Here is a 23,126-nt window from a genome sequence, read left to right as displayed (position 1 = left end):
TTTATTTCTTTTCCGACAATCGCAGAATATCTCCAAAGACACCTCTTGCGGTTACCGAAGCACCGGCACCGGCGCCCTGAATGATAATGGGTTGATCCCCGTAAGAATCGGTATAGATTTCAAAAATTGAATCGGAACCTTTTAATTGTCCCAAAGCAGAATTCCCCGGAACGGAAACCAGTTTGACATCGAGATTCCCTTTATCCTGTTGTAAGTCGCCCGACAATTCGCCGATGTAGCGCAATACATAACCCGGTTGCTGTTTTTCTTTTACCGACTGATAAAGCGTGTCGAGTTCGGAAATCCGGTTTAAAAACTCCGAAGCACTACCTTGTTGCAATTTTTCAGGGATCAGGTTTTCTATTTTAATTTCTTCAAATTCATTTTGCAGATCAAGTTCCCGAGCCAGAATCAGTAATTTACGCGCCACATCGTTTCCACTAAGATCTTCACGTGGATCGGGTTCGGTAAAACCTTTGTCGACCGCTTCCTGCAACACCACACTAAAAGGTCTGTTTTCGACCGAGAAATGATTAAACAAATAACTTAACGTACCGGAAAAAACGCCTTTTATCTTGGTGATATTCTCCCCGGAAAGATGTAGTAATTTAATGGTGTCGATAAGTGGTAAGCCCGCGCCTACATTGGTTTCGTATAAATAATTTTTCTGATTATCGGCCAGTGTTTTACGGAGTTTTTGATAGAACGCATACCCAACGGTATTGGCTATTTTATTCGACGAAATCAGATCGAAACTTTTTTCAGCCAGCGGAATATAATTTTCGATAAAATCGGCACTGGCCGTATTATCAATCGCAATCAGGTTTTCCAGATGATTTTCTTCCGCATAATCGATCACGTCATCTACACTGTATAATCTCCCACTTTGCTGAATTTCTTCCCGCCAGTTGGTTGTAATTCCGTCTTTATTCAACAGTGCTTTTCTGGAATTTCCAATGGCAAAAATGTTGAGTTTGATTCCTTTTACTTTTTCAATATTCGCTGCGGAAGCCAAAACCTGATCAATCAGTGTTCCGCCAACCAATCCATGTCCGAACACTGCAATATTGATTTTTTTGGCCACCCCGAATATTTCTCCGTGAATCACATTCAGCGCCTTATGGGTTTGCGCCTTTTGGACAACCAAACTCACATTTTTACCGGTTACGGTATTATTAAACAATACCGGTACAATTTTATTTCGGATTAAAGCCGTATAGGGTTTGTGAAACGTACTCAAATCCTGACCAATAATAGAAATCACTGCTACATTATCGTTGGCCGTGATTTTACTTACATCCTTATTATAAAAATCATTTTCAAACTCACGTTCGAGTCCTACGATTGCTTTGGTCACTTTATCGGCAGCCACTATAATTCCGATTCCCCTTTCGGATGATCCCTGTGAAATAATACTCACACTGATCTCATTATCGGCCATCACGCGGAAAATACGGGCATCGATTCCGGTTTTACCCAAAAGACCTCTCCCTTCCAGGTTGATCAATGCAACATTATCCAGTACCGAAAGTGTTTTAATTCCTTCGTTATCCGATATGGCCGTGATCAGTGTTCCTTTATTAAGATGATTAAAAGTATTCAGTACCCGAAGCGGGATATTTTTTTCGATAAGCGGTACGATGGTTTTCGCGTGTAGTATTGTCGCTCCGAAGTTGGCCAGTTCGTTGGCTTCGTTAAACGACAACCGCTCTATTTTTTTAGCGTCTTTTACCAGATCGGGATTGGCAGTATAGATGCCATCCACATGGGTATAATTTTGTAGTTCTTCAGCTTCGAGATAATTTGCAATTAAAGAGGCGGTATAATTACTTCCGTTACGGCCCAGTGTAGTGGTTTCGTCATTGACATTTGATCCGATAAACCCGGTGATGACATTGATGGTGGTGCCGTTATGTTGTTTGAAGTGATTGAGGATGTTCTTTCGTGAAGTTTGTTCCAGCGGTTGTGCATTTCCGAATTTGGTATCGGTCTTGATCAGTAATCGCGTATCGGAAAAATTAGCGTTGAGTCCTTTTTGTTGTAATGCTTCTGTAACGACCTTTGCGGCAATAACTTCGCCCTGAGCCAGTACGTTATCTTTAATTTTAGGGCTGTAATCTCCTAAAAGTGCTACACCTTCGAACAATTTATCGAGTAGGGAAAACTCACTGGAAAGATCGACTGCCGAATTTCCCTGTTGCTCCTTTTTAAAGGTTTCCAATTGTTCAATATAGGATTTGTTTTTTGAAGCGGCTTCCAGTATTTGTTCCAGTTCATTTGTGGCATTTCCGATAGCCGAAACCACTACTGCAATCTTCTCCTGATTTTCAACTTTGTCCTGAATAATACGGAGTACCTTATCGAATCCGCCGTTATAGGCCAGGGATTTTCCTCCAAACTTTAATATTTTCATTGTATTTTTTGTTTTGTAGTTATAAATATGTTTCCCAGTATGGTATTTAACTGTTCGAATTCAATCAGAAAGGCATCGTGCCCGTGAATGGATTGTATTTCGTGATAGCAAACGTTTGTAGTAACTCTTTTCAGAATTTCGTAGGTTTCCCGGTTTTGATCGGCAGTAAAAAAATAATCGCTATCTACGGCTACCAGGTGAATATGCGCTGTCGTTTCTTTTCCGAATTGCAAAAAACTACCACAATGGCTTGCTTCACCTATTGTTTTGAGTAAATGATTCATCAGTTTATAGGATGCCAGCTGAAACCTGTTTTTAAGCTTTTCACCATGATGTAATAACCAGCCTTCTACCTTATATTCTTTATTGGGATCATTCTGTTCCCGGTTAAATTTTTTGTTTAGCGACAAAGGTGTACGATACAATAACATGGCATGCAATCGGGCATCATGAATTGGATTTTCGGAATTGTTCAGAATTTTATCCTGAACCAACACATTAGCAATCAGCCAGTCGGTCGCTTTCCAGTCGGCTGCAATGGGTATCAGGTTTATAATCTGCAAAGGTCTTAAAAATGCCATTTCCCAGGCAATTCCACCGCCAAGGCTACCGCCGATTACCGCGAACAATTTTTGAATTCCGAGGTATTCCAATCCTTCCCAAAAAATTCGGGCAATATCTTTAGTTGTAAAGTCTGTATAAGTAAGAATCAGGTTATCCGGATTTCCGTCATAGCCATTGCCCGGTATATTAAAAGCGATTACGGTATAATAATCGGTATCGATAACCGCCCCGGGACCGATCAGACTTTTCCACCATCCGTTTTCACCGGTTACCTGTGAATTTCCGGTTAACGCATGGTTTACCAATACCACCGGAGCCGTTCCGACGGGTTGTCCGAAATACTGATAATACAATGGAATCCATCTTTTCACCACGGCATTCTCCAGTCTAAAATCAAACAGATCTATTTTATGTATATTACTCATTCCTTTTTCTTTTTTTGAAACTGCCTCTAACGATTGCAGACGTGTCAGAGGCAGTAAAAACAAACAAAACAACTTAATTTTATTTTTGGGTTCGGAACGATCCTTTAGATCACTTCCGATGTGGTATATTCTTTTACCAGTGTAAGTAATACCGAAGACGTATTGAGCAGATTATCGCGAAGCGGGCATCTTTCTTTTACGGTATCGATCCATTGTTTTAGGACAACCAGCGAGGCATCGGTAGTTGGTTTCACAACCACTTCAATGCGTTTTAAACCGGGTCTGTTGTTGGTCTCCAAACCTGCGATTTTACTGGTTTCCAGTTCTCCGGAAATTTCGATCTGAAGTGCTTTCAGCTCCAGTTTAAGCTCTCTGGCAACGATGTGCCCTACGGCGTTGATACTTCCGGCCAGACCTGCGAGTAAAAACGCTATCGGGCTGGGACCGTTCTGATCGCCCAGAACCACATTATTACTTATTCTTACTTTGAAATTCTCTGTTTTAACAACAAATTGTTCGTTGTTTTCAACATATCCTAATACGTTTACTATTTTGGTACTCATGACGTTACTTCTCTTTTTAATTTAACTTTTTCGAATGCTTGTATCAGATCGGCTTTCAGATCTTCCAAATCTTCAAGACCTACCGACAAGCGGACTAAATCTTTAGTTACACCTGTAGCCACCTGCTGTTCGTCGGTTAGCTGTTGGTGTGTGGTACTCGTTGGGTGGATAATCAGTGATTTGGAATCTCCGATATTGGCGAGTAGTGAAAACAATTTTGTTTCATCGGCCACCAATCGTGCGGCATCAAAACCACCTTTTAAGCCAAAGGTTACCACTCCGTTTTGTCCATTTGGCAGGTATTGTTTAGCCAACTCATGATAGCGACTGGATGGTAATCCCGGATAATTCACCCAGGCCACTTCTTCCTGTTGTTCCAGCCATTGTGCCAGTTCCAATGCATTTTCACTGTGTTTTTTCACCCGGATATTCAGTGTTTCTAATCCCTGAATAATCTGAAAAGCATTAAACGGACTTAAAGCAGCTCCAAAATCCCGCAGTCCTTCAATTCGTGTTTTCGCGATAAAGGCGGCATTCCCTAAAGCTTCGTGGTATACGAGTCCGTGGTATCCGGTTGACGGTTCTGTAAATTCCGGGAACTTCCCGTTACTCCAGTCAAAATTTCCGGCATCGATAATGGCACCTCCTAACGAAGTTCCGTTACCGGAGATATATTTTGTTAGCGAGTGAATTACAATATTCGCTCCGTGTTCAATCGGGTTTAACAAATAGGGAGTTGCCACGGTATTGTCCACAATAAACGGCACCTTAAATTGCTGTGCCTGCTTGGAAATCGCCTTGAGATCCAGCACATCCAGCTTTGGATTTCCAAGGCTTTCTGCAAAAAATGCCCGTGTATTTTCCTGAGCTGCTTTTGTAAAATTCTCCGGATCGGAAGGATCTACAAACGTGGTTGTAATTCCCAATCGCGGTAAGGTTACATTCAATAAATTATAGGTTCCGCCATACAAGCTGTTGGAAGCAACGATATGATCGCCGGAGCGCAACAACACCAAAAGCGTTGTGGCGATGGCTGCGGTTCCCGAAGCCGTAACTACAGCTCCGATACCACCTTCCAGAGCAGCCAGACGTTGTTCCAATATGTCGTTGGTTGGATTATTTAATCGGGTATAGATATATCCTGCTTCGGTTAATCCGAACAGATTAGCAGCGTGTTCGGCATTATTAAAAACATAGGATGTTGTTTGATAAATCGGTACCGCACGTGTTCCGGCGTTATTTGATACGTTATGTCCAGCGTGCAATGCGTTTGTTGAAAATTTCTGAGTGCTCATGTTTTTATGGATTTAAAGTTGAATTTTGATTTAAAAAAAAAGTCCTTTTGGCGCTTTACCAAAAGGACTTTACAGTTTGAACTATATAAACTAGACTAAGTCATTCGCTTTTGGCAATAGCAGGGTTTTGCGTACATGGAAATACACATCATTCGTTTCATCATCATTTTTGCGGTTGCCTTCATTTTGTTATTTTTTATGTTTTATTTTTTCGTACTGTTTTTTTCAAATGGCTTTAAATAAAAAAGCCTCTGCGTTTTGCAGAGGCTTTGATGCTATATTTTTAAAATTAAAATCTCAAAATTAAGCAAGAGTACCCTCTGCGGAATGTCTCCACATCATCATACACATATATCGCTTAATTGATTTCATTTTGTTATTTCTATTTGATGGGACAAAATTGAAAACTAATTTTGGATTACACAAGTAAAAAATCAAATTTTAACATTTCTCCTTTTCCAATATACTCTTATAAATCCCAATTTTATTTTTCAAAAAAAGATGGAAAGCATTGTAAACACTCATTTTTAGTTTGCTTCTCGGCTGATTATTTTTGACTTAAAAAAATGCTTTCTTTTCATCTTTATTTTTTTAAAAACCGAGTTGTCGACATCCCATTTTCAGTTAATATCGAAACCAAATACATCCCTGTGGTTAAATCTTCAATGGCAATCTGAGCGTTGGAAGTCATTTTTTCTGATACAATTTTAACGATTCTTCCACTGCAATCAGCAATTTGAACCGACTTTACTTCCGTGTTCTTTTCGGATCTAATATTCAATAATTTTTCAGCCGGATTTGGAAATACCGCAAAATTATCGGCAAAGAAATCCTGTGTACCCAAAGTAGCAGTGGTCACTTTAAAATCGTCTATCATAAAAAGGTACTTATTTTGCGAAACATTATGAATCCCGATTCGTACTGTCTGATTGGCATAGGTATCCAGATTAAATGTTTTCTGCTCCCAATCTGAGGCGGTACTCAATGGTAAAGTATCATCGTTAACGGTAGCAATTAACGTAAAATCATCCGAACTAGTAGGCGTTTCAGAACCCGTATAGATTCCTATGGTATAGTTTTCCGGTACATTTCCATCTTCACCTTTAAATCGTTTTTTTAAAGATTTCACCCAAAAACTCACTTCATTTGCTGAAGCGCCCAACTGTATTTGTGGACTGATCAACCAATCATCATTACGTTTTCTTCCGCCTTCTTTCGGTATGATTGCGCCCCAGGATCCAATATATTTAGTTCCTTCCTTTGCAGAATAAATACCGGGCAGTTTGGTAGCGCTAATTGTATTGGCAGGATTAAAAACAATAAACGCGTGCGGTTTATATCTATTTTGCCAATAAAATTCAGGATCACCCATAGTAGGCGACTTATCCAGGTCGAGGGTTATCCAGCCCCCGATATCGGTAATGCTAAAATCAGTATAGGATTCGAAACTATCTTCAAAAAGTGTCGTAGTTCCTTTTTGCATTTGCGCATTTGCTACGGTCATTGATAGCAACGCCATAAAAAGTAATTGTATTCTCATTATAATATAAATTTAGATATTCGATTTTCGAATTTCCATTAAAATCAGATGAGACAAACAGCACCTGACCTGTATTTACATGATAATGAACCCTTTAAACTGATTTTACATTAAAAAATGCTCTTTTAAACACGCTTTTGTGTTCTAGTTCTTTACGTTATGATCATCATTAAACAACTCAAATAAAGTTGTTCTCCATCTATCGTATTTCTCGCAAACCAATAATCTTCCAAAACAAAAAAGCCCACCCGGATCGGGTAGGCTTGATCAAATATTATAGAATAGTATTAGTTTTTGAAAAACTTAGAAGTAGCAGTACCTTCGTTAGTCTGTACAGATACGAAATACGCTCCTGCTGATAAATCATTGATGTTAATTTGTGCTTCTGGTTGTGTTTGAACCGCAGCCGATTTTACGATTCTTCCGTTTAAATCTGTAATTTGGATACCTTTAATATCCATTCCGTTTTTCGCTGCGATGTTTAACACATCTTTCGCAGGGTTAGGGAAAACTACAAAGTTTTTGGCGAAGAAATCCTGAGTTCCTAAAGGTCTGTCAACAGAGAATGTATCGATTCCGATGATATCCGAGTTTGATCCGTTAGGTCCCCCATTTGTTACAAAATATCTGAAACCGATTTTTACTTCAGTTGGCCCGGTTAATCCGGTTACTGTATACGAATACTGTGTCCAGTTTGTTGGGAAAGCCGATAAGTTTTGCGTTGGGTTAATCTCTACTAATAAGTTTGTAAAATCACCTACAGCAGTTGGTCCTGTAGATGGGTTTACAGTCGCCGCACCATTTGTACTCATACGCACTTGTAAATTATCCGCATAGGAAGCAGCATTGGTAGCCGAATATTTCCCTAAACGGGTATAGAATGAAATAACGTCACCGTTTTGTACCGTTACAACCGGTGAAATTAACCAGTTACTAATGGTTGCACCAGACGTCGCAGTACTTGATGTACTGGTAAAGTTTACCAAAGCAAATGTATTAGGCGTTCCGTCCTGTCCGTTAGGAATTGGACACGTTTGTCCAGTTGTATAGGCTTGCGTTTGGAATGGAGTTGGGTTAACGGTTGCACTTACTACCACCGGAGTATAGCTCGCTACTGTCCATAATGTTGTAGAGGCAGAAGTACTTTGATTGGTTCTTACCCAACCTGCTGTAGTTAAGTCGGCAGTTGTACCGTTAAAACCATAATTGTAAAGATTTTGAGCCTGTCCCATAAGAGGAAGACAAAATAATAAAGAAAGTAATTTTTTCTTCATGTGAAAGTTTTTTAAGAGTTATAATGCGACGAATGTAATAATTTAATTACATACCTTAACGATTTAACAATTGTTAAAATCATACTTTTCACATCTTATGCAACTTTCGTTATTTTTTTTTACTTTTTTTCTTTATTTAAAACGAAGTCTTTTATAAATTTGCAAACAAAAATTTTTAAGAGGAAAAATTTGAACTGATTGCAACCTCTTACCGATAGTAGTATCGGTATTAAAAAAATGCTAAAGCAGTAGTCACTTCTTTATGCGTTTTCTGCACTAGTTTTTCCTCGCTTAATTATAAAAATTAAACTTATGGCTTATTTATTTACGTCAGAATCAGTAAGTGAGGGACATCCGGATAAGATTGCCGATCAGATTTCTGATGCATTAATTGATAATTTTTTAGCTTTCGACCCGGAATCGAAAGTAGCATGTGAAACTTTAGTTACTACCGGACAGGTTATTCTTGCCGGAGAGGTAAAATCGAAAATTTACCTGGACGTACAACAAATTGCACGTGAAGTAATCAAAAAAATCGGTTATACCAAAAGTGAATATATGTTTGAAGCCAACTCTTGTGGGGTACTTTCGGCTATTCACGAACAATCACAAGACATTAATCAGGGTGTAGACCGTTCCAATAAAGAAGATCAGGGTGCTGGTGACCAGGGAATGATGTTTGGTTATGCGACCAACGAAACCGAAGATTTTATGCCGTTGGCGTTGAATCTTTCTCACAAATTATTACAGGAGCTTTCCGAATTGCGAAGAGAGAACAACGAAATCACCTATTTACGTCCGGACGCGAAATCGCAGGTAACACTGGAATACGATAACAATAACAAACCGGTACGTATCGATGCAATTGTAATCTCGACACAACACGATGATTTCGCCGAAGAAGCTACCATGTTGGCTAAAATCAAAAAAGATATTATTGAGATTTTAATTCCGCGTATCATTGCTAAAAACCCGCAATATGCTCACTTGTTTAACGATAAAATCCAGTACCACATTAACCCTACCGGTAAATTTGTTATCGGTGGACCACATGGTGATACCGGATTAACTGGCCGAAAAATCATTGTAGATACTTACGGTGGAAAAGGGGCGCACGGTGGTGGTGCTTTCTCCGGAAAAGATCCAAGTAAAGTAGACCGAAGTGCGGCGTATGCAACGCGTCATATCGCTAAAAACCTTGTCGCTGCCGGTATTGCTGATGAGATCTTGGTTCAGGTATCGTATGCTATCGGTGTTGCAAAACCAATGGGTATTTATATCAATACCTACGGAACCTCGAAAGTAAATCTTACCGATGGTGAAATCGCGAAAAAAGTAGAAAGCATTTTCGATATGCGTCCGTACTTTATCGAACAACGTTTAAAACTAAGAAACCCAATTTACAGCGAAACGGCTGCATACGGTCATATGGGAAGAACTCCGGAAACCGTAACCAAAACGTTTGTCGCTCCGGGCGGAAAAGAAAAAACGGTAACGGTAGAGTTGTTTACATGGGAAAAATTAGACTATGTAGATGCGGTTAAAGAAGCATTCGGTTTATAATAATTGATCAACATATACAAAAAAGGGCTGTCTAAAAAATTAGACAGCCCTTTTTTTATTATTTCTGACCGGTTTTTACCGGAATCAAAACGCTTATAAATTGTATTTCAAGCTAAAGATAATATAACGCGGCTGTACCAGATATTGTGAAAAACTACTCGATCCGCCCAATTGGTTAAAGCTACTATCGTTTAGTGAAGTGGTATTTAACAAGTTTGTCGCTGCCAGTTTGTATTCCCATTTGCTGTCTTTTTTCTGATAGGATAAACTCGCATTCAGGAAATCGTATTCGTTATCGATTGTATTGGCTTTATTTCGGTTGTGATAAAAAGTATAATCCGACGTAAGCGAAAAAGCATCCAGGAAGAAATACTCCAACGTTACCGAAGGGCTATCCACAAAAAACGTATCACTAAAGAAATCATTTTTCGTAAATCCGTAGCCCAATTCCAGATTCGGAAGCTTTTTAAAATTCGTGGCAAACTTCACATTATAATTCTGCGTATACGAATCGGTGGTCTGAATTTCTTCTACGCCATTTTGAAATACCCGAATATTGTTGTTTTTACTCCAGCTAAAATTCCCACCTATCGACGCTTTATAGTAACGTAAGAACGAACGTCCGTAATTGGCATTGGCCGTAAAACTTTCGTCTGCAAAAGCCGACTGCATGTTTACCGAAGACGCTACCTGATTCACACCATCGAAAAGCGCTTTCGATTTTACACCATCCGTTTGTCTGGTATAGGTGATGTTCGCAAAGATATTTTCGAAATTAAACATATTGTATTTAAAATAACGCAGACTATGCACTTGCGACAACGAATTTTCCAGGGTTCTGTTTCCGCTAAACAAACTGTTATAGTTTGAAAACACATAACCTTCGGCCAATTTGTTGATATCGGTAAAATTATTCGTCAGGGAAAAATTATACGTTAGGGTTTCCGATTTTTTGATCTGGTATAAGGCGTAAAAATCCGGTAATACGCGAACAAAATTGTTTTTAAATTCCGATTGCAACTGTTCGTTATTCATTGTATAACTGTGCACACTAAAGCCCGGATTAAACGTAAACTTCCCGGTAATAAATTTATAATGCAAGCCTAAAAAGACATCGTTAAACGTATAATCCACATCGTTGTTATTTTGCGGATCGTTTAGATCGTTCGTATTTCCATTGTCCAGAATCTGGAAAATATGCGAGTTAAAATGCTGGTTTGAAAACGTATTTCCAACGGTTACATTGATATTACTTTTCGGCGTTAGCATATAGTAATAATCAAATTTGGCATCCAACTTATTGGTTCTTACAAAACGATTTTGTGTCAAATCATTTCGGTTTTGCCCCACCACATAACCCGGTAACTGAAACGGTTGCAATTGTAAATTGGCATTATAAAACGGATCTTCTTCCTGATACAAATGTTGCATTTCGAAGGCAAATACGTTTTTCGCGTTTAGCGTATAATAGTAATTCAGATTCTGACTAATTGAAAATGGTTTTTGTTTTTTATTGGTATAGATATCATCCAGCAAGCTAGAGTAAACACTATTCGCTTCTTTTTGATCCGATACTTTGATAAACGCATCATAATCAAAATGCACTTTATCTGATGGCACATAACTGGAACTCAATTTAAACAAGCCCAGGTTTGTTTTTTGACGGGTAAGCTCCTGACGTTCCTCCGTTACCGTAGCGGTAGTTCCATCCGGCAGATTATCAGTCCGCACCGTTCTCGAATTGGTTTCAAGGTCGGTTTTACTGGCTGAAAAAATACCAAATCCGCTTAATGTCCAGGCTTTCGACGGATTATAGCTAAAGTTTGCCGCGCCGAATTGCGTATCGATTTCTTTTGCCCGGTTGTTTCGTAGTCCTAAGATTGCCAAATCGTTTGACGTCACGTTAAATGAGGTTCCGCCTTTTCGCATCATGTTTTTAAAACCACCCGAAAATTTAAAATAATCCTGCATCGTTAGTGGCAATTCCCCGATATTATTCAGGTTCCCGATCACATTGACACTGTATTTCGGATTGTAATAAAACAATTTCGGATTTACAATATGGCGGTCTTCTTTATGTCCTACGCCAATTCCGGCCAACATTTCCCCAAACCAGAAATTTTTCTTTCCTTCTTTCAGTTTGATATTTAGCGCTACGTTTTCCTCGTTATTTTCGAGTCCTTTCAGATTGGACACTTCGTTATAATTCCGTAATACCTGAATTTTATCCAAAGCATCGGCCGGGATATTTTTGGTCGCGATTTTAGTATCGCCGTCAAAGAAATCTTTCCCTTCCACCATTACCTTTTGCACTTTTTTCCCTTCCACCTCGATCTCACCATCGGCATTTACCTCAACACCCGGAAGTTTTTTCAGGACATCGCCCAGCTTTTTTTCGGTACCGTTTTTAAACGAATCGGCATTATATACAATCGTATCACCTTTGATCGTCACCGGCATTTCCTTAACAATCTGCACACCTTGCAAATCGATTCCTTCGTGAAGATGTATCGTTTTATTCATATTCGTTGTTCCGGTTTTCAGATCGGCTTCATAGGCCGAATACCCTACATAACTGGCTTTAATGGTATAGTTGGCATTCGCTTTAAGCGACATTTGAAACTTTCCTGCATCGTTCGTGATCGCATAGGCGTCCATCGCTTTGGTCTCTTTATTGATCGCCATAATGTTTGCCATTTCCAACGGGGCGCCCAACGTGTCTTTGATCACGCCTTCGTAACGGATATTCTGGGAAAAAGCGGTTAGCGACAACAGACAAAATAATAGGTATAGATAGTGCTTCATTACAAGGGTTTTATTTTCTTTTGGAACATTACATCCCAATAAGACTCCGAAAATTGAATTTGGTTCAATCTTTATAGACGTTTTTTTTTGTTTTTTGTTACGGAAATGGGACACTATTTCATTTTCCGATTAACCACCAATACGAATCACGGTTCGTCCTTTTTGATTTGTATTCATTTCCATATTCTCTTCCGATTTTTTCCGAAGGATTTCGTCATACTCTTTTTGCGTCACCACTTTGCCTTTGGTCGGTTCTTTGATCACGGTTTTCTCTTTCGGATTTAGAACAATTTTAGAACACAATATCGTGGTATCGCCATCGTTCACTTCCAGAATCAATCCCGGCAATCCCCAATACTTATCCGGTCCCTGACTTACCGGGATATCCGGCGTATACCAGGCCGTAATACGGATTTCTTTTGGTGCGCTTTCGTCGATATTTAATACTGATTTTTTATCTTTTGAAGCGGGTTCCTGTATTTTTTTCCGAACAGTAGTCGCTTTATAACAGGTATAATCGCCAATCATTTTCGTTTCCGATCCCATTTCCCATTTCCAGTTTGTCAAGGTATCTTTTACCAGAAACTCTTTTCCGAAAATATCGTTTTCGTCCACGTAGCGTTTTTCTTTTACATTTTTATAAAAAAGTCCGCCGCTACTCGAAATCCGAACCCGTACCCCCGGACCGGATGCCAGTAGCGGATTGTCCAATTTTTGTTCTTCTTTATACAGCGATGTCGTTTTATCGAAATCCAGCACAAAGGTTTTCTCCATGCTCTTTTTTAATTGTGCCATCAGGTTTTGTTGCATTTCAGGCGTCATGGAACTTCCCTCCACTTTTAATTTCGAGACATCCCGTTTCGATTCATAAGTCGCTTTCCCGCTAAAGCTTTGTTGGGCGATACTCTCTCCTTTACAAAACAAAAGGAAGAATACCATTACGGCGGTAATACTGTTTTTCATACTGTTATTTTTAGTAATTTCCTGTTACAAATGTATTTTGACGAATCTTAATCGGATTGTAATGAGTGTTAACGAGTGTTAACGCTAAAAAAGCAAACCGAACAGTTACTACTTTTGACAGATGAAATCATTTTTCCGGAACCATATTGTCTATTGGGTTACCTTTACGGTACTGATTACTGTTGGGATACAGATCTATTGGAACATCACCAACTACCGGACCAACAAACAGCGTTTGATCAACACGATTCAGATCGCCTTCGACAACGGAATTGACAGCTATTATAGCGACAAAGCCAAATCGAATATCACTTCACGCGACACCATTAACTTCGCTCCTCCGGCCGATATGCCCAGTTCCGATCCTAAAAAAGAGGTACAGGTATACCGAACCGAAATCAAACGCTATACGTCCAAAGACAAAAAAAACAGGCGGTTTATGTTTAAATACACCTCCGACGAAACCAATCCTTCCGTTTCCGAAATTAAAAATATACAGGTACTGGCTCAGAAAATCATTATCGCCGTACGTCAGGACAGTATCGACCTACCTAAAATGGCGACGTATATCGATCGGGAATTTGCACGAAAACAGCTCGACTTTACATACGGTCTTTTATACACGCGGAACCATCGTACCGTATCCGAATACCAAAACCCGGGTGACAAACAGTATCGTTTTACCACGACATCCAAATCGTCTTATCTGCCACAAGACGGTAAGCTGGAAATATTTTTTCCGGATATCTTTTTTAAAACCTTAAAAGAAGGCCTTGCCGGTATTCTATTGTCATTGATTTTATCGCTGTGTATCATCTTCTCCCTTTTTTATTTGTTGTACATCATCCGGAAACAAAAACAACTGGCTGCCATCAAAAACGATTTTATCAGTAATGTTTCCCACGAACTCAAAACACCGATAGCCGTTGTTACGAGTGCGCTGGAAGGAATTGAGAAATTCAATACCGACAACGAGCCGGAAAAGACCAAAAAATACCTGGCCATTTCCAATCAGCATTTGACCAAACTACATCAGATTGTAGAAAAAATACTGGAGACGTCCATTTTGGAAAGCAATCAGTTACAACTGGAAAAAGAAGTCACCGATCTTACGGAACTGATACGCCATAGCATCGAAAAAATACAAATCAACACCAAAAAAACGATACTGTTCAACCAGCCACAGCTGACGATCATGGCCGCTGTTGATGTATTTCATTTTGAAAATGTGATCAACAATCTGATTGACAATGCGATCAAATATGGCGGCGATCGGATTACAATCGACCTCAATACAACCGATGGAAAAATAATCCTTACTGTTAGCGATACTGGTTCCGGAATTGAAAAATCGCAGCGTCAGAAGATTTTTGATAAATTTTACCGGATTCCGAGTCATAACCGCCATGACGAAAAAGGTTTCGGAATCGGTTTGTATTATGCCCGGACTATTATTGTAAAACACGGTGGTACACTGGAACTGACTCCCGATATACAAACCACTTTTAAAATCACTTTGCCCTATGAATCCTAAGATCACGATATTATTAGCGGAAGACGAAGCGACACTTGGTTTGATCATCAAAGAGAGTCTGGAAACCCGTGATTTTATTGTCACCCATTGCCTAAACGGTGAAGAAGCTTATCAGGCCTTTATAACCCAAAAACCGGATGCCGTGGTATTGGACATTATGATGCCCAAAAAAGATGGTTTTACGCTGGCACAGGAAATTCGGAAAACCGACAAAACCACGCCTTTGTTGTTTTTAAGTGCCAAATCGCAGGTACAGGATGTGGTCGACGGATTTCATTATGGCGGAAACGATTATATCAAAAAACCGTTTAGTATGGAAGAACTCATTGTTCGTATTCATGCGTTACTGGGACGGATTTCCCGACAAAACGCCGACGACGAGAACCGTATTGGTGCCTACGATTTTAACTACAACAAACAAACCTTATCCTACGAAGAACAGGCCTATTTCTTAACCCATCGGGAAGCGCTGGTTTTACAACTGTTACTGGAAAACAAAAATGAAATCCTGGATAAATCGGCGGCTTTACTACGGATCTGGGGAAAAGACGACTTTTTTAACGGCAGAAGTATGGATGTATTTATTTCGAAATTGCGCAAAAAATTAGCCTCCGACCCTTCCATTCAAATCATCAATGTAAGAGGCAGAGGCTATAAACTTATTTGCTAGCAGGAATTAACGGCCAAATCGCATTTGCTGTCCACGGCCTGGACCTTGTCCGCCATTCATTTCGCGCATTTCTTCCATTTTTTTCACTACGATATCATCGTATTCTTTTTGTTTTACGACTTTCCCGTTTTTAGGTGCTTTGATTTCCACTTTCTCTTTGGCATTCATCACCACTTTAGAACAAACAATCACCGTACGGCCATCGTTTACTTCCAGAATCAATCCGGGTAACCCCCAATAACTTTCCGGTCCCTGACTTACCGGGATATCCGGCGTATACCAGGCGGTTATCGTGATCTCTTTCGGCATTTCGAAATCGTCCATAAAGTTGGTTGTTTTTTCTTTTTTAGGCGCTTCTTTTTTATCCGTGTCTTTTTTATCGCTATCCTTTCTTCGTCTGAAATTACGGAAATCCGATTGACTCACCGGTTTTACAGCCGTTGCTTTAAAACAGTTATAATCGCCAATTTTTCGGGTTTCGCCTTCCAATTTCCAACTCAGCTTCGGCAATGAATCGTTGATCAAAAATTCTTTTCCCATAAACTCTTTGTCTACGGTATAGGTCTTGTCTTTGATATTTTTATAGTAGGTTCCACCGGCACCCATCATCGAATTCATCATTCGCCCACCTGGTCCTTGTTGTCCCGGTGCATCGAGTTTTTCTTCTTCTTTATAAATCGAAGCCGATTTGTCGAAATTCATCACAAAGGTTTTTTCCAACATTTTTTTCATACGCTCCTGAATCATTTTCTGCATCTCCGGCGTAATACCATTTCCCTCCATTTTAAATTCCGGAGCCGTTGTTTTTGACTCATAAACGGCCATTCCCTGGAAATTCTGGGCCATAGCCGAGACAGCAAAACCTAAAAATGCTATCCCTGTCAGTATTGTTTTTCTCATCTTGTTGTTTTTGTTTGGCTTTTGAATAAGACTTTTAAAATCCCGTTTTGTTACACGTTATACTTAATTTTATATAAGACACTTTATATTATAAAAGGTTTATTTGTAATTTGCGGCATGATGCAGAAAATTGTCTTTTTCCTGATTCTTATCACCGGTCTTCAGCCCTATGCGCAAACAAAGGACATCCGTCCGGTATTACTTTCGTCAGTACCAACAGAAAGTGTCGTTTTTATTGGTAACGATCCGTTTGGCAATACCTATACGATCAAAGACAATGAATTCCGAAAAACCAACCGAAACCAGCAATTTCAGTACCGAAATCTTTCGTTTGGCACGATCAAACAAGTCGACCTTCAAAACCCATTGCAATTGGTTTTGTATTACAAGACTTTTAATGCTGCGGTTTTACTCGACAACCAGTTAAATGAAATACAAAAGATCAATTTTTCCGAAACCAATCCGGAACTGTTTCCACAAGCCGTGAGTCTGGCTTCGCAAAATCGTTTGTGGTTATTCGATCTGAATTCGCAAAAATTAGGACTATACGATATTTTTAAAAATACTTTCACTGCGATTTCAACGCCAATTAAAGATGCGATACAACAATACCAGTCGGATTACAACTATTTTTACTGGGTCGATGTCCGAAATAATTGTTATGCAGCTACCATTTTCGGAAAAATTAGTTTCCTCGGATCCGTTCCGGCATTTGATCAACTGCAATTTATTTCACCAAAGCAGATTCTCTTTCAAAAAGACAATCGCTTGTTTCTTTATGACTTAGAAAATGCGGCTACTATAAATATAGTAGTACCCGAAAAAAGCCTTGAAAGTTTTTATTATAAAGAGCAAATTTTAGCTACTTTTACCAATAACGAAATCAGAAATTATAAAATTACTTTACCATAATGCATATAGCTGTAGCAGGAAACATTGGTGCTGGAAAAACGACATTAACCCGACTTTTGGCCAAACATTTCAAATGGGAACCACATTTTGAAGATGTGGTTGACAACCCCTATCTGGACGATTTTTACCATCAGATGGACCGTTGGTCTTTTAACCTTCAGATTTACTTCCTGAATAGCCGTTTCCGACAAATATTACAGATTCGCGAAAGTGGAAAAAAGATTATCCAGGACAGAACGATTTATGAGGATGCCCATATTTTCGCGCCCAATTTGCATGCGATGGGATTAATGACCAACCGTGACTTTAGTAACTATACGTCGCTTTTTGAGTTGATGGAAGGTTTGGTCGCACCACCGGATTTATTAATCTATCTGCGTAGTTCGATCCCTAATCTGGTTTCTCAGATTCACAAAAGAGGCCGGGAATATGAAAACACGATTTCCATTGATTATTTAAGCCGACTTAACGAACGTTATGAAGCCTGGATTCAGACGTATACCAAAGGAAAATTACTGATCATCGATGTAGACAATATCAACTTTGTGGACAATCCGGAAGATTTAGGAAATATCATTAACCGTATTGATGCTGAAATCAACGGATTATTTTAAAATAGATAAGGCTACCAAATGGTAGCCTTTTTATTTACCGGTCGCTTAGACCTGACCCGTTTTGAAAACCTGTCAGGTCTAGACTTCAGCCAGATTCTTTCTTAACGCTTTTACCTCATCGATAGCGGCGATTCCACTGGTATCGGTTATGGCCGACGAATGGTAAAATCCGGCATTGGTTCGTGTTGCAATTCTGAAAATATTCGTCGATCGCAATCCGCCTCCGGGCATAATGGCAATACGTTTGCCGGCATAAGCAACCAATTCCATCAAGGTTCGTTCTCCTTCGTCCACATTGGCGTGTCCACCGGACGTAAGGATGGTCGAAAAACCACAACGCACCAAATCGTCTATGGCCTGTTCCAAATCCGGGATTTCATCAAACGCACGGTGAAACGTACAAGTCAGCGGACTTGCCAATTGTACCAATTCTGTATTTTCTTTAATCGCAACGGCATTCTGCTGATCCAACACACCAAAAACAAATCCTTTTACCGGGAGTGTTTTCATTCGTATAATATCGGCTTTCATTTGCTCCAGTTCCTCCGGAGTATACTGAAAATTGCCTCCTCTTGGACGAATCATCACATATACATCGATCTTTATCCGATTACAGGCTTCGCGAATCATTTCAAAACCGGGTGTTGTCCCGCCCAAAAGTTGGTTTTCGCACAATTCAATCCGATCGGCCCCACCTTGTTCGGCAATTAGCGCCGATTCGAGGTTAAAGCAAGCTATTTCCAGTTGTCTCATCTTATTTTAAAAAGTAATTGGCATCAAGTAAGTTATTACCGGTTTCATCGCATTTGGCATAATTAAATCCCTTTTGAATACAATAGGCACCGTGTTCGCCTTTTTTATTGAGAGCGATAAATCCGACCTGAATATCGTTAAGATCTTTATTCCGGTATTTTGTGAGCTTGATAATACGACCTACCGCTTCCTCACAGGCTTTTTGCGGTGATTTCCCTTGTCGCATCAACTCCACCACCAAATGGCAACCCGCAATCCGAATGACCTCTTCACCATGACCGGTAGCCGTTGCCGCGCCAATTTCATTATCGACATACAAACCCGAGCCGATTATAGGTGAATCACCCACTCTACCGTGCATTTTATACGCCATCCCACTGGTTGTACAGGCTCCTGAAAGATTGCCGTTGCTATCCATCGCGATCATTCCGATCGTATCGTGGTTTTCGATATTTACAATCGGTTTATAATTACTGCTTTCCAACCATTCCCGCCATTCTTTTTCGGATGCTTCCGTTAGCAGGTTTTCTTTTTTATGTCCTTGTAACAATGCAAACTGAAGCGCTCCTTCAGCAACCAACATCACATGTGGTGTTTTTTCCATTACTGCCCGCGCCACCGAAATCGGATGTTTGATATGCTCCAGACAGGCTACAGATCCGATATTGGAATATTCATCCATAATACAGGCGTCGAGTGTTACTCGTCCGTCGCGATCCGGACGTCCGCCATAACCGACACTTCTTTCATTAGGATCGCCTTCGGGAACCCGAACACCGGCTTCGACAGCATCGAGTGCGCGCCCTTTATTTTTCAGCACTTCCCAGGCGGCTTCATTTGCCGGAATTCCAAAACGCCAGGTCGACAGTACGATTGGTTTGCGAATCGTACCTTTGGGAACCAACGCCGTTTCCGGCTCTTCTTTTTTTCCGAATGCATTTAATGCGACAGCCACCGAAGCGATCGCTGTTGTTTTGATAAAGTTTCTTCTGTTTGCCATAGTTTAGATCGCGGTTATCTTTAAACAAAAAACACAAACCGGTTTCGCTTGTGTTTATGATCCTGATAAAGTTACTTAAAATCCATAAAAAAAAGCCTCATTTACATGAGGCTTTTGATATTATAATTTAATCGAATAGCTGTCTTTTTTTGCCTGATCCAATTCCTGGAAACGTTTTGAACATTCTTCGATCATGGCTTGTGCTTCTTTCACATCGCCCCATCCTTGTACATCAACTTGTTTGTTTTCTAAATCTTTGTACACTGCGAAGAAATGCTCAATTTCTTTTACCGTATGAATATTGATATCGGAGATATCTTTTAATTTATTCATAATCGGATCGGATACCGGTACACAAACGATTTTCTCATCCGGACCTTTATCATCTGCCATTTTAAAAACAGCGATTGGTTTTACCTCAACCAAACATCCCGGAACAGAAGGCTCCGTAAACAACACCAAAACATCAAGCGGATCACCGTCCAACGCTAATGTTTCTGGAATAAATCCGTAATCTGCCGGGTAAAACATGGCCGAATATAACATTCTGTCAAAACGGATTCTCTTTTGTTCAAAGTCGTATTCGTATTTATTTCTGCTTCCTCTTGGGATTTCGATAAATGCATCGAATGATTCAATAGTAAGTGTACTCATTTTTATACTTTTTGTTCTAAATTAAGCGACTGCAAAGGTATAATAAAATTGATTTTTCACAAGTTTAATTCCATTTAATGCATTGCTTTTGATATGCTTTAGCTTAAATTCTTACAATACTGCTAGAATTCCGGGATAAAGCCGAAACGCACACCAAAGCCCGGTGATTGTTTTCCATTAACAGCGGTAAAATCGTTTCTCCAGATAAAGTCCACCCGGAATGGCCGGAAGTTTCCGTAACCGATATTTTCGAATCCGAATCCATATTCGCTATATACTTTATCCGACGGTGCCTGATAGGCAATAAACGAGCGGTTCATATCGATATTTTTCTGAGAGATGCTACCGTAGGCAAATCGGTAAAAAATCAAACTTCTCCATTTTAGTTTTTTGAGCAACGGAATACGGTTCATGATAAGCCCGTTAAAATGATGTTCAAAATGAGCGGTCAGATAGGTATCGGTCACAAAATCGTAATAGTTTAATAAGGAGAACGAATTCGGCACTACGGAAAACGTCTGATCGGCAGTAACCGGGTTTAGCAAAGGTAATGGAACCGCTTCGAATACTTTTCCGAACTCCACATTGGTTTTTAAGGTTCCGAAATTACTCAGGAATATCGGTTTGTTAACCGACATCTGAATTTTGTTATAGTCAAAATCACCACCGAAAACGCCTTTGTTTCCGCGAATGTATTTTAAAATAATCGTAGGGTATAAGGTCGTTCCAAATTTCTGATCGACTCCAAAACCATAGACATAACGTCCCGGTGTAAAGATTAACGAAATATTACTGGTATAATCGGTTAGCGCACTTACGTTTTGTCCGGTAAGCGGATCGGCATAGTCGATGGAAAAATGTGTCGGATCGGCCGCTTTGATCTGTTGATGAACAGAAGAAACATTCAGATGCAGATTATTACTAAATGCGAAATCAAAATTAACCGAAGTTCGTTTTACCCGTGACAGGAAGTAATTTTCTCCACGTCCGATGATGACATTGGTATTCAGGTTTTTCGGCAATAATTCGTCGGTTTCAATTAGTTTACCGCCCAATTGCAGGTTATCGTCGAGATGGGAAGCCCCCACTACGATACGCGGTTTAAAACTCAACAGGTATTTGGCTTCTGCACCGTATTTAAACTTTTTATCTTTGGTTCCGTAGGCGCCATATACCATCGCACGGAAGCGGTCATTATCGGATTTATAGGTTCGCAAACCGGCTCTTATCCGTAGCCCTTCCACATTGTTATTGGAAAGCAACTGCCATAAAAACCCAACCTGAACACCATCGAACAAGCCCATATAGCCCGACGACAATACCGTGATAATATCGGTAACACTTCGCACTTTTCTATTCGATTTCAAATCCTGGATTACCTTACGTGTTTCTTCGGTTTTAAGTTCGGAAGCCCGAAGCGATTTCCAGTATTGATCTTCTTTATCAAACTGATCACCTCTGGTCTGAACAATCTTACCGTCGTAGAACGCATCGTCTTTTGGCTGATTGAGAACATAATCACTATAAACGAGATTCTTTTTGACATAGAATCCTTTTTCATCGTCGTTTTTTGTAAACAACGTAAAATCGCCTTCATAATAATCCCGGGTAGGTAAATACATCGTATCATTAACCGTTTCGAAATACTTTTCGAAATACAGATTTCGCACCAGACTCAGGTTAATATTTTTATTCGTCCGCATTGAAATTTCGGTCAATGCAAAGTTTTTATCGGTTACTTTAAAACTTCCTTCAAAAACCAGATCGGCCGATTCTCTTGGGAAGAAATAAATATGGTATGTTTTTTTTCCGCCTTCGACGATACTATCTTTTAACAGGTATTCGTAAACGCCATAACCCCGGGTAGAAATCGGGCTCACAAACGCTTTGTTCAGAATCACAATATCGTCTTCATATACATCAATCGTTGTAAAAGTATTACTGATCCGGTCGAAGATAAATCCACGCTGATTCAGCCCGGTACTTCTTTCGGCTTCCATATCGATTCGCTCCTTATCCAGCTGATTGTTCCCGTATACATGCTCGTTGGTTTCTTTCATGTATACCGGTACGACAAATTTATTCTGACGGCGTTCTTCTTTTACGATAGCCGCAACAGAATCGTAACCATTTCCGACAATCTTACGCAAGAAAACACTATCGAGATTACTCAAACCAAGACTAATGGAAGAATAACGCTCGTAATCGTAAGCCTTCGCCAGTTTGACACCATTTTTCTTTTTATTCGCCCAGATCCCCTGTAGAATTCGATAGGCCGGGTTTTCCTTTTTGGACAAGTGTTTTTTAGGTTTGTTCACAATGACTACTTCCTGTAACTCCTGCCCTATCGTTAGTTTGACTTTTACGTTTTCGGTTACTTCGTTTTTCAGGACAACTTCCTGGTTATTATACCCTACAAAAGAGACCACCAACACTTTTTGGGTGGTATCCGAGGATAAAGTAAACTTTCCATTTTCGTTGGTTGTAACACCAATTGTAGTTCCTTTAAAATAGACACTTGCAAACGGCATTGGTTCGTTCATTTCGTCATAAACGGTACCGGTCACCTTGGTCTGTGCCTGTAATCCAATGGAAAAGATAAAAATTAAATATAGTGCGTAAGATAATTTCCTCATAAGCAAAAAAAAAGCTTCATCTGTTTTTACAGATGAAGCTTCAAATAT

General features: G+C 39.8%; 18 protein-coding genes. 5 read left to right on the top strand and 13 right to left on the bottom strand.

The window, feature by feature from the left end; translation table 11 throughout:
• Position 1: 1 nt before the first annotated feature.
• The 6 genes from thrA to ABFU83_RS00180 form a co-directional block, all read right to left on the bottom strand.
• A complete protein-coding gene (gene thrA / locus ABFU83_RS00205) occupies positions 2 to 2,413 on the bottom strand; it encodes a bifunctional aspartate kinase/homoserine dehydrogenase I (RefSeq protein WP_347067969.1) in 2,412 nt (803 codons plus the stop codon).
• Positions 2,410 to 3,402: an alpha/beta fold hydrolase gene (locus ABFU83_RS00200; protein ID WP_347067968.1), complete on the bottom strand. Its 993-nt coding sequence runs from the start codon at positions 3,400 to 3,402 to the stop codon at positions 2,410 to 2,412. Before ABFU83_RS00200 ends, thrA begins: the two co-directional genes overlap by 4 nt.
• A 104-nt stretch (positions 3,403 to 3,506) precedes the next feature.
• Complete coding sequence (locus ABFU83_RS00195; RefSeq protein ID WP_347067966.1) at positions 3,507 to 3,965, bottom strand: OsmC family protein; 459 nt, start codon at positions 3,963 to 3,965, stop codon at positions 3,507 to 3,509.
• Positions 3,962 to 5,260 carry an O-acetylhomoserine aminocarboxypropyltransferase/cysteine synthase family protein gene (locus tag ABFU83_RS00190; protein ID WP_347067965.1) on the bottom strand — a complete coding sequence of 433 codons (1,299 nt, stop codon included), beginning with the start codon at positions 5,258 to 5,260 and terminating at the stop codon, positions 3,962 to 3,964. The genes ABFU83_RS00195 and ABFU83_RS00190 overlap by 4 nt, the downstream gene beginning before the upstream one ends.
• A gap of 583 nt (positions 5,261 to 5,843) precedes the next feature.
• Entirely contained in the window at positions 5,844 to 6,800 is a 957-nt protein-coding gene (locus ABFU83_RS00185) for a choice-of-anchor J domain-containing protein (protein ID WP_347067964.1), read from the bottom strand.
• 287 nt (positions 6,801 to 7,087) lie between these two features.
• Positions 7,088 to 8,074 carry a choice-of-anchor J domain-containing protein gene (locus ABFU83_RS00180; protein WP_347067962.1) on the bottom strand — a complete coding sequence of 329 codons (987 nt, stop codon included), beginning with the start codon at positions 8,072 to 8,074 and terminating at the stop codon, positions 7,088 to 7,090.
• A gap of 312 nt (positions 8,075 to 8,386) precedes the next feature.
• Here ABFU83_RS00180 and metK point away from each other — a divergent pair, with 312 nt between their 5' ends.
• Entirely contained in the window at positions 8,387 to 9,637 is a 1,251-nt protein-coding gene (gene metK / locus ABFU83_RS00175; RefSeq protein WP_347067960.1) for a methionine adenosyltransferase, read from the top strand.
• A gap of 93 nt (positions 9,638 to 9,730) precedes the next feature.
• Here the strand turns inward: metK and ABFU83_RS00170 are convergent, their stop codons facing one another.
• Positions 9,731 to 12,442, bottom strand: a complete 2,712-nt coding sequence (locus ABFU83_RS00170; RefSeq protein WP_347067958.1) for a TonB-dependent receptor — start codon at positions 12,440 to 12,442, stop codon at positions 9,731 to 9,733.
• 129 nt (positions 12,443 to 12,571) lie between these two features.
• The gene (locus ABFU83_RS00165) at positions 12,572 to 13,405 is read right to left on the bottom strand and encodes a GLPGLI family protein (RefSeq protein WP_347067956.1); all 834 of its coding nucleotides are present in this window, start codon (positions 13,403 to 13,405) and stop codon (positions 12,572 to 12,574) included.
• Positions 13,406 to 13,526: 121 nt separating this feature from the next.
• On the opposite strand from ABFU83_RS00165, the gene ABFU83_RS00160 reads away from it, so the two are divergent.
• Positions 13,527 to 14,939 (top strand): HAMP domain-containing sensor histidine kinase, encoded by a 1,413-nt coding sequence (locus ABFU83_RS00160; protein ID WP_347067954.1) that lies wholly within the window; start codon positions 13,527 to 13,529, stop codon positions 14,937 to 14,939.
• On the top strand, positions 14,929 to 15,609 hold the full coding sequence (locus ABFU83_RS00155; RefSeq protein ID WP_347067952.1) for a response regulator transcription factor: 681 nt from the start codon (positions 14,929 to 14,931) through the stop codon (positions 15,607 to 15,609). Before ABFU83_RS00160 ends, ABFU83_RS00155 begins: the two co-directional genes overlap by 11 nt.
• A gap of 6 nt (positions 15,610 to 15,615) precedes the next feature.
• Here ABFU83_RS00155 and ABFU83_RS00150 read toward each other — a convergent pair whose 3' ends face one another.
• On the bottom strand, positions 15,616 to 16,509 hold the full coding sequence (locus ABFU83_RS00150) for a GLPGLI family protein (protein ID WP_347067950.1): 894 nt from the start codon (positions 16,507 to 16,509) through the stop codon (positions 15,616 to 15,618).
• Positions 16,510 to 16,626: 117 nt separating this feature from the next.
• Between ABFU83_RS00150 and ABFU83_RS00145 the strand changes: the two genes are divergently transcribed.
• Together ABFU83_RS00145 and ABFU83_RS00140 are read left to right on the top strand one after the other, a co-directional pair.
• Complete coding sequence (locus tag ABFU83_RS00145; RefSeq protein ID WP_347067948.1) at positions 16,627 to 17,421, top strand: hypothetical protein; 795 nt, start codon at positions 16,627 to 16,629, stop codon at positions 17,419 to 17,421.
• Positions 17,421 to 18,035: a deoxynucleoside kinase gene (locus ABFU83_RS00140; RefSeq protein ID WP_136403641.1), complete on the top strand. Its 615-nt coding sequence runs from the start codon at positions 17,421 to 17,423 to the stop codon at positions 18,033 to 18,035. Before ABFU83_RS00145 ends, ABFU83_RS00140 begins: the two co-directional genes overlap by 1 nt.
• A 78-nt stretch (positions 18,036 to 18,113) precedes the next feature.
• On the opposite strand, the gene ABFU83_RS00135 is transcribed toward ABFU83_RS00140, so the two are convergent.
• The 4 genes from ABFU83_RS00135 to ABFU83_RS00120 all read right to left on the bottom strand — a co-directional run bounded on the left by ABFU83_RS00135 (position 18,114) and on the right by ABFU83_RS00120 (position 23,078).
• Positions 18,114 to 18,788 (bottom strand): copper homeostasis protein CutC, encoded by a 675-nt coding sequence (locus ABFU83_RS00135; RefSeq protein ID WP_347067946.1) that lies wholly within the window; start codon positions 18,786 to 18,788, stop codon positions 18,114 to 18,116.
• A gap of 1 nt (position 18,789) precedes the next feature.
• Positions 18,790 to 19,788, bottom strand: coding sequence for a N(4)-(beta-N-acetylglucosaminyl)-L-asparaginase (locus tag ABFU83_RS00130; RefSeq protein WP_347067944.1), 999 nt, complete (start codon positions 19,786 to 19,788; stop codon positions 18,790 to 18,792).
• Positions 19,789 to 19,908: 120 nt separating this feature from the next.
• On the bottom strand, positions 19,909 to 20,442 hold the full coding sequence (locus tag ABFU83_RS00125) for an inorganic diphosphatase (protein WP_347067942.1): 534 nt from the start codon (positions 20,440 to 20,442) through the stop codon (positions 19,909 to 19,911).
• Between the two features lie 122 nt (positions 20,443 to 20,564).
• Entirely contained in the window at positions 20,565 to 23,078 is a 2,514-nt protein-coding gene (locus ABFU83_RS00120; RefSeq protein ID WP_347067941.1) for a DUF5686 family protein, read from the bottom strand.
• Positions 23,079 to 23,126: the final 48 nt, after the last annotated feature.

It is taken from the genome of Flavobacterium sp. WV_118_3, assembly GCF_039778605.1.
Lineage (GTDB): Bacteria > Bacteroidota > Bacteroidia > Flavobacteriales > Flavobacteriaceae > Flavobacterium.
This window is presented reverse-complemented; position numbering and strand designations above follow the sequence as displayed.